This is a genomic window from Leeuwenhoekiella aestuarii (assembly GCF_004104055.1).
Lineage (GTDB): Bacteria > Bacteroidota > Bacteroidia > Flavobacteriales > Flavobacteriaceae > Leeuwenhoekiella > Leeuwenhoekiella aestuarii.
Genome location: NZ_QOVJ01000002.1, coordinates 32,301 through 46,446, shown reverse-complemented (window position 1 = coordinate 46,446; position 14,146 = coordinate 32,301). Strand labels below are relative to the sequence as shown.

Sequence of the window (14,146 nt, the reverse complement as noted above, 5' to 3'; positions counted from 1 at the left end):
TCTCGCCCTATTTAAATCTCAATTATCGAGTGATCTCTAAAATTATCTTGCCTATATGGTTACTGCTTTCCATCAGTTCATGAGCTGCAGCAGCTTGTTCAAGTTTAAATGTTTTATAGACAAAAGGTTTAATTGTACCCTTGTTCAATAATGGCCATATTTCATTTTGCAGTTCTACTCCTATTTGATGCTTAACTTCAATAGATTGTGGTTTTAAAAGACTCCCTGTAATAAGGAGTTGCTTACTCATGATTGTCCATAAATTAATTTCCGGAGTCAAACCATTCATTCCATTGATATTGACCAGACGTCCCTGCTTATTGAGAATATTCAAGTTTTTCTGAGTGTAACTTCCTCCTACCATATCCAGGATCACATCAATCTTACTCCTCTCAAATTCAGATTCAAAATCAGTCTCTTTATAATTGATCACTTCAGCTAAATCATGCTGTTTGATAAACTCTAATTTTTCTGGAGAACCAACGGTGGTAAAGGTTTTTAAGCCTAAAGCCTTAGCCATTTGCAACCCCATAATACCAATACCACTGGTACCGCCGTGAATCAATAGCCGCTCTCCCTTTTTTGCTTTTGCTTGCTGAAAGACATTAAACCAAACCGTAAACATAACCTCGGGTAAAGCTGCTGCTTCAACAAAACTAAAGCCATCAGGTAGCGGAAGACACAAGCGTGCATCCACGACAATTTCTGTAGCATACCCCCCACCGGCAACCAAAGCACAAACCGCATCGCCTACCTTAAAAGATTCAACATTTTTATCTATTTCTATAACTTCTCCCGCCACTTCGAGTCCGGGAATTTGAGCTGCAGGGGTATCATCACCATAAGCATTGGGATTTTTACGCGTAAGAATATCACTACGGTTAACACCCGCCGCTTTTACTGCAATACGTACGTGATACGCTGCTAAAGGTTGACGTTCAACTGTTTTTAATTTTAAAACTTCAGGTCCTCCGGCTTTGATTATAGTAATTGCTTTCATAAAATAGTTTTCAATTGAAAGTTCATCAAGAATAGAGACATACGCTATCAAATAAATCATAAAAAAAGCCCTTTTCTTTGAGAAAAGGGCTTTTTAGTGATTCTTAAGATCTTAAATGTGTATGGCTCTGTCTTCCGTTGCAGCAAGTGCCGCTTCTTTTACAGCTTCTGCATACGTAGGATGTGCGTGAGACATAATCGCAATATCTTCTGCACTCGCACGAAATTCCATTGCGGTTACTCCTTCAGCAATTAAATCGGCTACCCGAGCCCCCACCATATGAACGCCAAGAACTTCATCAGTCTCTTTATCTGCAAGAATTTTTACAAATCCATCTATATCACCAGAAGCTCTAGAACGTCCTAAAGCACGCATAGGAAACTGACCTGATTTATACGCTACACCGTCTTCTTTAAGTTGCTCTTCGGTCTTACCTACAGAAGCAACTTCTGGCCAGGTGTACACCACGCCTGGAATCAGGTTGTAATCAATATGCGGTTTTTGACCGGCAAGGGTTTCGGCAACAAAAACACCTTCTTCTTCAGCTTTATGTGCAAGCATTGCACCGCGAACCACATCCCCAATAGCATAAATATTAGAAACTGAAGTTTGCAAATGCTCATTGACCTCAACACGACCGCGATCATCGGTTTTCAATCCGGCAGCTTGCAGGTTCAGTCCGTCTGTGTATGCTTTACGCCCTACAGAAACTAAAACATAATCTCCTGTAAACTCAACTTCGTTATCTTTTTTATCGGTAGCAGTAACCACAACCTCATCTCCTTTACGCTCCACTGCACTTACTTTATGAGACGTGTTTATTTTAACCTTAGCTTTTTTAAGAACCTTTATTAGTTCTTTACTTTGAGCCCCATCCATGGTTGGGATGATTCGGTCTAAATATTCTACAACAGTCACTTCAGACCCCAAACGCTTATAAACCTGACCTAATTCTAAGCCGATCACGCCACCACCTATAACGATAAGATGTTTTGGAATTTCTTTAAGTTTTAAGGCTTCTGTAGAAGTGATGATGCGTTCTTTATCTATGTTGATAAACGGAAGACTTGCAGGCTTGCTTCCGGTAGCGATAATGGTATTTTTTGCTTCAATCTCAACGTCATCCCCCTCAGCAACAGCGATGTGAATGTGTGTTTTATCTTTAAAACTCCCTACTCCCTGAAAAGTATCGATCTTGTTTTTGTTCATTAAAAACTCAATACCCTTTGTAGTTTGTTCTACCACAGCAGCTTTACGCGCCATCATTTTCTCCAGATTGATCTTGATCTCTCCGGGAATTTCGATCCCGTGCTCTTCAAAATGTTGAATAGCATCGTCATAATGATGTGAAGAATCTAATAGGGCTTTAGAAGGAATACAACCTACATTAAGGCACGTACCGCCCATAGTTGCATATTTCTCAATGATTGCTGTTTTAAGACCCAACTGGGCGCAGCGAATGGCAGCCACATAACCTCCGGGACCGGAACCAATGACCGCAACGTCGTATGTACTCATAATTTTTGCTTTCTTTTTTTAAGAGGCCTTAAAGGTACGACACACAAAAAAGTTAACCGAATATTGGGTTGGATTATTTTAATCTTGATATTTTAATTAGAGCCTATTCTTCTTATAGATAAATTACAGGTATTTGCAGGAAAAGAAGTATCCCCTGCTCCCACCGTATACCGAAGACGAACTCTATCATTTGCATTTAAAGTAACTAGAAATGTTTTTGAAGATGTTACCCGCTGACCACTAACAAAATGTATAGTTTGATTTGAACTTTGGGCAATCTTTGTGTACGTGTTATTATTTGGAGCTCTATCTACATAAAAGTCAAAAGTACGCGCAGTATCATCATTTGCTAACATACTTATTGCATAAGAAATCTCATATATGCCAGCAATTGTTGCTTGTAAATAATACTCTGAATTACTATGAGTAACATTTTTAAGTACCGAAGTTACATTTAGACTACGTGTGTAATCACCTGTAACATTTAGACCTCCATCATTACTAGCATACATTTCACCAAACGCTTCTACAGGTGCACTAGATGGAATTTGCCAAGAGGCATTACCAGTTGCATCAGAAGTCAACACTTTACCAGCAGCTTGATTTCCATCTACGTAACGCAAGCTTCCATTGACCTGAAATTTTGCTGAAGGGGTATTGGTACCAATACCTACTCGTAGATTAGTGTTGGTATGATTACCCAGAATAATGGAATTAGCTTGAGGAGCTCTAGTGCCAGAACCTAATGCGATGGCATTTGTCCCTGTACTTTCAGCATTATTTCCAATAGCGACAGCCCCATCCTGATTGGTATAGGTATCGTAACCCAGCGCGATGGAATTTTGTCCCTGAGCATCAGATTGCCTACCCAGGGCTGTAGCATTAAGTTGATTGGTATAGCTGTCGGGACCAATTGCAACAGAATAATCTCCCTGCGCATCAGCTGAATAACCTATAGCGAGTCCAAATGCCTTATTGCTGTAAGCATCGTCACCTATAGCTAAAGCATTTGTTGCAAGAGCTGCAGATGAATAGCCTATTGCTATGGTATTGAGTGCATTTCCCTCTGCGCGATCACCTATTGCGACAGATGAAATACCCGTAGCTTTAGTTTCATACCCTACAGCAGTAGCATTATCTGCCGTTGCATCAGAATTATAACCTAACGAAGTGGTATTGATCGCTGAGGCATTAGCCTGACTTCCTAATGCTGTACTATTAGATTGGTTTGCAGTAGTTCCAGAACCAACGGCAGTTGCAGCATCACCGGTTGCCCGTGCCCCATTACCTATAGCCGTAGCATTTTGAGCTGTGGCTTGAGTTCCTGTTCCTAAAGCAGATGACCTCAAACCAGAAGAGGTAGAATTTTGACCAAAAGCTACAGCTGAAGAATTGCTTGCAGTCGCATTACTTCCTAATGCGGCAGCATTTTGGGCACTTGTAAGAGCCCCTATCCCAATTGAAACCGAATTATTTCCATTTGCATCTGCGCCAACTCCAAAAGCAAGTGAGCTCTGGTTTCTGGCAATCGCATTCAAACCTATTGCCGCTGAAGAGTTTCCTCGGGCACTCGCATTGGTACCTAAAGCCAAACTACTTACAGAACTTGCAATAGCCCCACTACCAAAAGCATTGGCATCAGTATTGGACGCCAATGCATTATACCCCGTAGCCGTAGCCCGGGAAGCACTGGCATCGGCATTACGACCTAAGGCTGTAGCATCATCTGCTGTGGCCGTAGTTTCAAAACCTATTGCAGTAGACCGTGCAGAACTGGCAGTTGCTCCGCGCCCATAGGCAGCACTCTCTTCAGCCTGAGCCCTACTTTGAAAGCCTGTTGCCGTTGATCTGGCTCCTGAAGCCTCAGTTGCTCTCCCTAAAGCGGTTGATTCTTCACTTGAAGCTGCTGCTTGATATCCTAAAGCGGTTGATCTTGCCCCTGATGCTGTTGCCGCTCGACCGTATGCAGCAGATTCTTCTCCCGAAGAACTAGCCTGATAGCCTACAGCCACAGACCGTGCTCCATTACTGGAGGCATCTCTACCTAAATAGAGTGAATTATCCGTTTTTATACTCCCGACATTAGTATTATTGACCCTGAAATTTAACGGTTGATTATCTGTCGTTCCTAAAAAATTAGTTGAAGGGTTTGTACCGGCATTTCCTGTCAATGCCCAACCTGTTGATGCCCCACCGGAAACACCTTTTAAAATAACCCATTTATTTTGTGAAGAACTATATACATACAAACCTTCAATAATAACGTCTACTGTTTGACCTGCCGGTGTGGTGGTAGGTTGAGTTACATAAATCATCGTGCCATTTTGGTCGGCTGTATAGGTTTTCGCCTGGAGTTGATCTCCTGTTAATCGTGGAGGTGCAATACCATCTAAAGATGTTGCATCTGATGGATTACCTATTACATCTAAAGAGCTTTTAGGGTCGGTAGTGCCAATTCCTACCTGAGCCGAACTTGAAAAAATTATTAATAAGAAAGATAATGAGAGTAAGTGTTGTTTCATACAATGATTGATTTAAGGCACCTCAAAAATAAATGTTAAAATAACATAGGATATTGATAAATAGTTATTTAACACAAGTAAAAAATATTTTCCTACAAACAAGTATTTTATCTGGTTTAACGTAAGTTTTACCGACACTTACGTTAAAAACAATCCTGCGGTTTTGAGTTTTCCAATTAATTGTAACATTTGTTTAGTCGTTTTATCTTAAGACCAATTCGTCTTCTACAAGAACTTTGCAGGCATCACCTCTGTTCGAAACATCAAGCATTATGATAAAAAAGTTTTGAATTTTGAGGCATACCTTTTACTATATTAATCCTGAGCAGGGATCCAAACAAAGCATCACAGGTATAAAATCCGGGAGTATAAAGCATTTTTTTTATAGACTAGTCGGCTGTTCTGGCATTGTATGGATTAATTTTATAACTTACTCATGAACAACATGCTACCACACTGCAACCACAGTGCTACCACAGTGCAACCACACTTTACCACGTTTTATGTGGATGAAATTGGTTGGATTGTTGTAGCACCATTGTATAAACTATAACCTAACACCTGTATGCTATGGCACAACTAGACAGCAAAAGCGGACTTAAAGGAAACATCGGCGATCTTGTATTTAGAAATGTGAATGGGAAAACCATCGTACAATCCCGGCCCGATACCTCCGGTAAAGCGCGCAAAGGGCGGGGAAAACAAACAGCCACCGATTTCGGAAGGGCTTCCCAAATTACCAGTAGTCTTTTCAGAGGACTGCGCCCTTTCTTGAGTACTCTGTATGATTCCCAGTTTTTTAACCGCTTCCGCAAAGGGGTATATCAGGGAATGAAAATGAACGACACCCTGCCTCAAGGCAGTCTGGATTTGTGGCAGGGGGAGCCCTCTGTATTAGAAGGCCTGGAGGCCGACCGGAACAATGAGTACGCGCAGTACGTGCAAATCCCCAGGCTGCAGATGAATCTCAACGAGAGAACTCTGGAAATTGAGATCCCGGAGTTTAAAGCGAGTACCCACCTCTTCTGGCCTGCAAATGCCGCTGAGGCCGAACTCTGTTATTGGGTATGCGCCTACGACGCTAAAACCTATCAGTTTTTACGACACGAACTTTTTAGCATTCCTATTCACCACAAGACCGTTACCCTTGGAGCTGCGAGATTTACTGCAACCGGACTGCCCCAAGAGGCCCTTATACTGATTACGGGCGGGGTTTTGTATTATAGCGCAGATATTCGCCTAGGCACATTGTGTATCAATTCCAAGGCTTTTAATCCTGCCCAGGTGATGAAGGTTTTTAAGGCTTAACTTCCATAACCAGCTCTTATCTTTGTGCTGTTTTTGTTACAGTATTCACAAGAACGCTTTTTATGAGAATTAAAAAACCTCCCTTTAAAGAGAGGTTTACATGCATTCATATCCTTACTCGCTCCAAACATTTTGAAGTTTAGCATCCTATCAGCGTTTGGGTTGTTATTGGTTTTGGAGTGTGCGAAGCTCCGTGTTCATTGGGGTATTCTATATACCCGGCATTATCTGATCATTAAGATTGATCAAAAAATAAAGCCCCTTTTCGAAAAAAGGGACTTTAAGAAGTTTATAACTACATCAATTAATCGGTTGTGCCCCGTCATTTGCTTTTAAGGTCCATCCCGGGTTTTGATAGATGGGTGATGTGCTTAAATCGGCACCTTCTGCTGTAATCAAAAAGTGCTGAATTGCAATAGGGTCAAGATAATGAGCCATTGCCCAGCTATACCCGTCATACACAAGTTCACCACCGGTTTTTTCATAAGGTCTTAAATAGGTGCTCCGGTTGGGTGACGATACAGTTGCTGTACCTGTTTCATAGGTTAACTCACCGCTATCGTACCAGTTTTGCATAGGTCCCCATAATTTAAAGCCTTCAATGTGATAGTTTTGGGTCATAAGTTGATCCATCGCTCTCCATCTTTTCAAGTCCATCCACCGCAATCCCTCAGCAAAGAGTTCGTTTCTTCGTTCGCGACGAATGTTATACAAAGTAGGTTCAACCAGTTGACCAGCTGTATAAGCGCCCCAATCTCCTGCTGCCTCAAGAGCCATACTCGTCGCTGCAATGGTTTTGTTGAAGTCCGTATCCACACCTGCGCGCTCCCGTATCGATGTCCAATAAGACGCAGCAGTACCGTTGATGCTACCGGTTTTTAAATACGAGGCTTCTATATAATTTAAATAAGCCTCTGTTGCTCTAAATACAATACTTCCTGTATATCCTTGTCCGTTATTAGCCTGAGCTCCATCGTAATTCAAACCTTTTCGAATCGCATAACCCGTAGCATATATACGGTTTATGATCTCTGGTATGGGTTCAACCGGTGTCACGTGTGTACCGGCATTTACATTATAGAGCACATTGATCTGTTCGGGTTGTTTCAGAAAAAGCCATAACCTACCGTCTCTATTTGATCTAACATCAGCAATGTAATCATCACCTACATATCCAGAACCCGATGCATAAATAGGAAGACCGTTTTCCATCACAAATGAATCAACCAAACCTTTAGTCAGTCCAACAGTAGCATTGCCTCGCATAGCTTCTACAGGCACATTGTGTACAACTCCCAGCCCCTGATCATAATCCCTCCAAAGTAAGACTTCGTCATATCCAGACATATCGGTGTCACTAAACATATCAAAATATGGATTTTGAGAATCGGTAACAGCTTGCTGTAATACGCCGTTGTTAGGTGTTAATGAAAAAGCGTCAGCAACTTCTTTTGAAGCCTCTATTGCCTGATCTAAAAGCCAGTCTATTTCAGCATCAATGCTACCGGCTTCATAGTTCCATCCCTGATTGTAGTTTTTAGCTGCTCCCGGCCAGCCCGATCCATTGGGTACAAAAGCGGTCCCTTTAAAGTTTTGAAGCCATGACGCTTCATAAAGCGCTACCCGAGACTTCACTAAAAGTGCTGAATATTTAGAGAGCCTGTTTTTATTTCCGTCAGGTGCAGTATTCTGCATCATCGCTGCGGCAGAGTCTAAATCTGAAATGATAAAGCGAACCACCTCAGATCTGGGCGTTCTTTTACTTACATCGATAAGCACTTCTTTATCATCAGCATAGTTTTTCTTCACTATTGGAAAATCCCCTAAAGCCTGCACCTTATTAAAGTATTCAAAAGCTCTGAAAAAATAAGCTTCTCCAATATAATGTTCAATTATGCTTTCGCTACCTGTGATTTCATTAGCTTCCCAGCGCGGTACTACCGTATTCAGAAAGTAGTTGATATTATATATGTTCGTAAAGCTCCAGCTGCCATCTGTTTGCGGCACCCTCCATTGTCCGGGAACATACTTATTATCATAACTTAAATCTGCCATATTATCGGTATCGCTATCGATACCAAATGTGCCAAAACTCCAGTTTCCGTGAGAGGGGAGCATCCCATACAGGTTGATGGTATAGGCGGCCAGCTGAGATTCCTCATACAAATAGTCTTCAGGAATGACCTGAGATTGTGGCGGTCTGTCTAAGAAATCATCGCTACAACTCACTGCTAAAACAAACAGCGAAAATAGTACTAGGGTATTTATATATCTTTTCATCGTGTTTTTTTTAAAAGTTAATGTTCAAGCCAAAAGCAAAAGTTGTTGAAAGTGGGTATACATTACCGCCCGATCCACCGTCTATAGTTTCCGGATCAAATACTTTTGACATTGCTGTTGCTGTCCATAAATTTTCACCGGCAACGTAAATTCTAAAACTTTTTATCCCTAAATCTTCATAAACCTGTGAAGGTATGGTATATCCCAGTTGAACATTCTTAAGGCGTATGTAAGAAGCGTCCTGTAAGTATTTAGATTGAGTTTGCTTATTCTTTGTGTTGAATAATGGACGTGGATAATACGCATCTGTATTTTGTCCTAAAGGATGGTTTTCATCAGCTCTAAAGTAATCCTCATGCTGTACGAATCCTGTAGACCACCACTGAGAATCAGAAACTCCCCAGAAATAATAGCTTCCTTGAAAATAATCTTGTTTTAAAACTCCCTGAAAAAAGGCTCTAAAATCAAAACCTTTCCAGTCTGCATTCAGCGTAATGGCAAAAGGATATCGTACCGTACTGTTCCCGATCACTTTACGATCACCCGGTTCATCTGAGGTCCAAGATCCCGAATCGATCTTTCCATCTCCGTTAAGGTCTTTGTACATAATATCACCTGCCGCCCACTGGTTGCCCAATGCGTCCTGTCCCCCATTGGGTAAGGAATTGAGATGCGCTTGCATTTCTTCTTCGGTCTTAGCGATACCCAACGTCTCATACCCCCATATTTCACCAACTTTTTGACCCGTTCTATACGTATTTAAGGAATTCGTCTGATTGGGATATCTGGTGATTTCGGCCTGAGAGTCTGACAACAGTACATCTATGCCATAACCCAATCCATTGCTCAGCCTGTCTTTCCAGGACAGACTCAACTCAAATCCGTAGGTTTTTAGATCGGTATTGTTTGTTTGAGGAACTGCTGTACCTAAAACTACCGGAAGTTCTGGTGCCGGCCCCACCATATCCAGGGTATATCTGGTGAAATAATCGAAAGATCCTGTTAGTCTGTTTTTAAACAGTGCGAGATCAAGACCTACATTCCAGCTTTGAACCTTTTCCCAGGTTAATGACTGACTAACCAGTCCGGGCGCACTGCTGGTATTGGGTCGCTGGCCGTTTACAAGCCATCCTCCGTTTGCAGTGCCTATAGGCATCGTTAGATAAGTAGGGTACCAATCATCTGTATTCTGGTTGCCCAATTCACCCCAGGAGCCTCTAAACTTAAAGGTGCTTATGGTTTCATATAAATCACCCCAGAATTCTTCTTTTGCAACATTCCATCCTGCAGAAACCGATGGAAACCACTGCCAGCGTTTATCTCTTTGAAAACGGGAAGTTCCATCATAGCGTATGTTTGCTTCTAAAAGATAACGTTCTTTAAAATTATAATTGAGTCTGGCAAAATATCCGGCGGTAGCCCAATTTTGATATTCTCCTCTAATGGAAGGTGCCACGACATTTCCGTTTGCATCTACTCCCGATGTCAGATCCAGAACCGGCAAAGCTGGTAAAATAACTCCAGTACGATCTGCACTCAGGCTCCTGTATTTATTAAGTTCTGACTGAAAACCTGCCGTAACACTAAAGTTGTGTTTTTCTTCAATATCAAAATTATAGGTACTGTATATATTGGTGTTGAAGTAATTTTCGCGGAACGCATATTCATATACACTAGAGTTTCTATTATACAGATACGGATCTCCGTTTACATCGTGATTGAAGGTCTGCAACACATCCCAGTGTCTAAAATCATTTCTGATTCTATAATTAAATTCTGCAAATACTTCCAGTCCTTCAGTAGGCTTTATCACAAATTGAGCTTGCTGATACAACCAGTCTTTCTGACTCACATCGCGTCCACCGTCTCGCAGCCCCAATGCAGGTGAGGGCGAAGAATATAAATATCCGTTCGCATCATAAAGCGGTAAAACCGGCCATCCCTGTCTGGCTAAATCTTGAAATAAATTATCATTTAAGGCAGAAGGTCTTCCATAGTCTTCTCTAATGAATCGCATAGAAACATTAAGGGTAAGCCAATCTGTAAGGTCAGAACCTACTTTAGCTGTAGTAGTATATCTTTTAAATTTGTCCCGGTTGAATTCCATCAGACCATTTTGATCCAAGTAGTTTCCAGAAACATAATATCTAACGCGATCCCCTCCTCCACGCACACTAAAGTTGTGTTCTTGGGAGTAAGACTGTTTTCTGTATATCGCATCATACCAATTAACGTTAGCGTTACCAAATGCATAACCATCAGCCCATCGTGATGGGTTGCTTGGATTTGGGACAATAGGATCGCTGATCACACCACTTTGATAATCTTTAATACGTTGCAATCGTTCTTCACTAAAAATAGGCCCATTATTGCCATTAATATTCGCATCGTTAAAAAAGGTCGCAAACGTATAAGAATCCATCATTTCCGGCATGTTTAAAGGTGTACTCAATCTAAAATTGGTACTGTATTGCACGCTAGGGATGCCTTTCTTTCCGGTCTTTGTGGTTACCAAAATAACCCCAAATGCAGCCCGAGAGCCATAGATGGAAGCCGCTGCGGCATCTTTTAAAACCGAAACGCTTTCTATATCCTGTGGGTTAATCGCGTTGATATCCCCTTGCATCCCATCGATGAGTACCAAAGGGCTTCCTGTAGAGCCACTCCCAATTGTGGTAGTTCCACGTATATTTATTGAAGGTCTGCTTTCTAAGCTACCTCCACTACTTTGATTGATATTAAGTCCTCCTACAACACCTTGAAGCATTTGCGTTGCATTTTGTACAGGCCTTGATTTAAAGGTTTCCGAGTCAACAGATGCTACAGCTCCTGTGAGATTGACTTTCTTTTTTTTACCAAAACCTACAACCACCACCTCTCCAAGTTCTGCTGCATTCTCCTTAAGGGTGATATTTACAGAAGTTTGACCATCAAGTGTAACTTCCTGGTTAGCAAAACCTAAAAAGGAGAATACTAAGACATCCTGATTTTCTGCAGCTATTGTGTAAAGACCATCAAAATCAGATACGGTGCCCTTTGCTTTATCTTTGATTTTTATGGTTACACCCGGTAACGGCATCCCCGTCTGATCTACAATTGTTCCAGTTACGGTTAGCTCTTGCGCCTGGATAAGAGTGCATGAGAGCAAGACTAGGATACTGGTAAAATATAATTTAAGGTAATTAATTCTCATATTTTATTGTGTTTATTAAAGTTTAGACATACAGTTATATTTGGATTTACTGGGAATTTTAGTCTTATATTATTTTGGTCTCTTTAAAAAGAAAATTGCCAACGCTAATAGGTTTTATAGGGAGTCTCTGGTAGCAGATGGCACAGCTGAAATATTAGTAATCACCCAATTCTAAAAACCTATGATCAAAGGATAAATCATTTGATTTCCTTCAGAATACTGTATAGGTGATTTCATTCTTCAAATAAACGTATATTATACACTTATTATTGATAGGATATTACCCTACCTTAATAGGATTTATACTTTAACAGGTTTTTGCTGAAAAGTAGTTACTTGACACCCAGTCTGAATGTTCTAAAAGTTGGTAAAACTCCCTTGCTCCAGAAGCTTTAAGAAGAGATTCTACAGGTGAAGAAGAAGGTCGTAATACTGAACCTATTATACCTTCCGCTGCATTAAGGAGCTGGAAGTTTCAACATCACATCAGGGTGTTGATTGTCATACTGTAAGGAAAAAGTGATTTAAGGGTAAACTGGGTTATCAGCTCTGCGTGCGTCTCACATCTGTTCTTAAAACGATCTGCGCTTACTCTCAACCCAAGGAGCAAAATTCATTTTAGCCTTTGGGTATGGATGTTACTCCTTTTGAATTCAAAAACTCATAAAATGTATGAGAGTTTGAGCTACATATCAACTGCTAAAAGGCGTAAACAGCAGCTTGCGTTTACAGTTTCGGCACTGCCCAACGCATTTATTTAAGTTGCAGGCTAATGGCTTCAATTCCCTTTAGGAGTCCTTTATAATAGTTTTCTTGTTTAAACTCCGGAATCATGAGTTCTTCGATAATGCGTTTTGCTTCTGAGTCGGTTAAACGTTGCGGAATCCCCATACTGTTTTCAATGCGAATCTGTTTCAATTCTTTTCCCGGGGCAATTACAATTCCATTGTCTTTTTCTTCCATTCCAACTCCCCAGTCGTTCGCTAAATCAAATGCATAACTTTCAATAGTTAAATAGGGTTCTATCGAAACTAAAGTCACAACTGCTATTTGATCTGAAGTTGCAGATTCAAGTTCTTGAATTTTTCTGGTGAGTTCCGCTTCTTCTGATTCGCTAAGAATATTCTCAAAATCATTCACGGATCCTTTTTGTTTAGGAAAAATACTACTTGCTTTAGGCGTAGCAGAAGGCATATCTGCAGGTGCGGTTTTTATAGAACTGCAAGACGCATACGCGATCAATATAAAAATGAATGTAGTAAATTTGAAGGAAAGTCGATTCATTTGCCCTGTTGGTTGACCAGATTTTTCAATCTGCTTGTTTATTCGTGGTCGAAAATACACATTGAACGAGAATTGGCTTATGCTTTCTTGCTTTTTTTAGTTCAGTAACGTCAGGAAGAACCAGGTTGCACGGAGGCTTTAAGTAAAGTACTGACCCTAAGAAAGTCCCTACGACACCCTTTTGAAAGGATAACTTCTTTTAAATCAAAAACATATAGCCTAAACAACGTTCTGCCAATGCTCTTCTCACATTTTTTTAATCTCTCTATCTTTACACCTTAATAGTTGATCACATTATGAAGGTACTTGGAACCGGTAAAAACGATTTAAAATTCATACTGCATCAAACCTTTAGCAGCCCATTATTCTCCCCGATAAGCAACTACGTTTCCTGGAAACTCGAAAACAATTGGGATGACTATAATGAGCTTTATCATGCTATTAATTACATAGAAAGCTTAAAGCAGACAGCAGGTGTTTGGTTTGATATACACACTTTGGAAAGAAACGGCACCATCATCGGTGTTTTAACGGTTGTAGGGGGTGAACTAGAAAAGCCTGGTATAGAAGGCGAAGCCGATCTAAAGGAGACCGTATTGCTCAAATACTTCCATATCGTAGAAAAAGGAATGGGACACGGAAGCTATTGGCTTAACACAATTATTTTCCCCTACTACCGCTCTAAAAACTATGCTAAAATGCTAATTAGCAGCAGCCATCCCAAATCTTTTAATTTTTATAATAAGCTGGGCAAAGAGGTTAAACACTACACCAAAAGGAGTGATAACAATTTGCACGAACGGACCTGCAAGACCTTTTTAATAAATCTATAATCTCAGGCAAAAGAAAAGGTATTCAAGTAGTGGTTAGGATGTTTGTTTTATGCTTCTCATGAAATGATTGATTTGGAATACAAGAAATTCGCAAAGTCGGTTTTATGCTATTCGTTTCTATAACATCTTTTCGTTACACGCGCGATTTCTATTTTAGCGCAAGCTCGTGAATCTCTCCTCATCGATGTGCCTTCTTCAAAAAAAGAAC

General features: G+C 40.7%; 8 protein-coding genes. 2 read left to right on the top strand and 6 right to left on the bottom strand.

All coding sequences use genetic code 11. From position 1 onward, the window contains the following. Positions 1-22 precede the first annotated feature (22 nt). The 3 genes from DSM03_RS06230 to DSM03_RS06220 all read right to left on the bottom strand — a co-directional run bounded on the left by DSM03_RS06230 (position 23) and on the right by DSM03_RS06220 (position 5,040). The gene (locus tag DSM03_RS06230) at positions 23-1,000 is read right to left on the bottom strand and encodes an NAD(P)H-quinone oxidoreductase (protein ID WP_128761335.1); all 978 of its coding nucleotides are present in this window, start codon (positions 998-1,000) and stop codon (positions 23-25) included. 111 nt (positions 1,001-1,111) lie between these two features. After that, on the bottom strand, positions 1,112-2,518 hold the full coding sequence (gene lpdA / locus DSM03_RS06225; protein WP_128761283.1) for a dihydrolipoyl dehydrogenase: 1,407 nt from the start codon (positions 2,516-2,518) through the stop codon (positions 1,112-1,114). A gap of 92 nt (positions 2,519-2,610) precedes the next feature. After that, positions 2,611-5,040, bottom strand: coding sequence for a hypothetical protein (locus DSM03_RS06220; protein WP_128761284.1), 2,430 nt, complete (start codon positions 5,038-5,040; stop codon positions 2,611-2,613). Positions 5,041-5,610: 570 nt separating this feature from the next. Here DSM03_RS06220 and DSM03_RS06215 point away from each other — a divergent pair. Further along, entirely contained in the window at positions 5,611-6,348 is a 738-nt protein-coding gene (locus tag DSM03_RS06215) for a hypothetical protein (RefSeq protein WP_128763079.1), read from the top strand. A gap of 300 nt (positions 6,349-6,648) precedes the next feature. Here DSM03_RS06215 and DSM03_RS06210 read toward each other — a convergent pair whose 3' ends face one another. The 3 genes from DSM03_RS06210 to DSM03_RS06200 all read right to left on the bottom strand — a co-directional run bounded on the left by DSM03_RS06210 (position 6,649) and on the right by DSM03_RS06200 (position 13,105). Further along, entirely contained in the window at positions 6,649-8,628 is a 1,980-nt protein-coding gene (locus tag DSM03_RS06210) for a RagB/SusD family nutrient uptake outer membrane protein (protein WP_128761286.1), read from the bottom strand. A gap of 10 nt (positions 8,629-8,638) precedes the next feature. Next, entirely contained in the window at positions 8,639-11,821 is a 3,183-nt protein-coding gene (locus DSM03_RS06205) for a SusC/RagA family TonB-linked outer membrane protein (RefSeq protein ID WP_128761287.1), read from the bottom strand. A 753-nt stretch (positions 11,822-12,574) separates the two neighbouring features. Beyond that, on the bottom strand, positions 12,575-13,105 hold the full coding sequence (locus tag DSM03_RS06200; protein WP_128761288.1) for a TPM domain-containing protein: 531 nt from the start codon (positions 13,103-13,105) through the stop codon (positions 12,575-12,577). A 296-nt stretch (positions 13,106-13,401) separates the two neighbouring features. Between DSM03_RS06200 and DSM03_RS06195 the strand changes: the two genes are divergently transcribed. Beyond that, complete coding sequence (locus DSM03_RS06195; protein ID WP_128761289.1) at positions 13,402-13,938, top strand: hypothetical protein; 537 nt, start codon at positions 13,402-13,404, stop codon at positions 13,936-13,938. Positions 13,939-14,146: the final 208 nt, after the last annotated feature.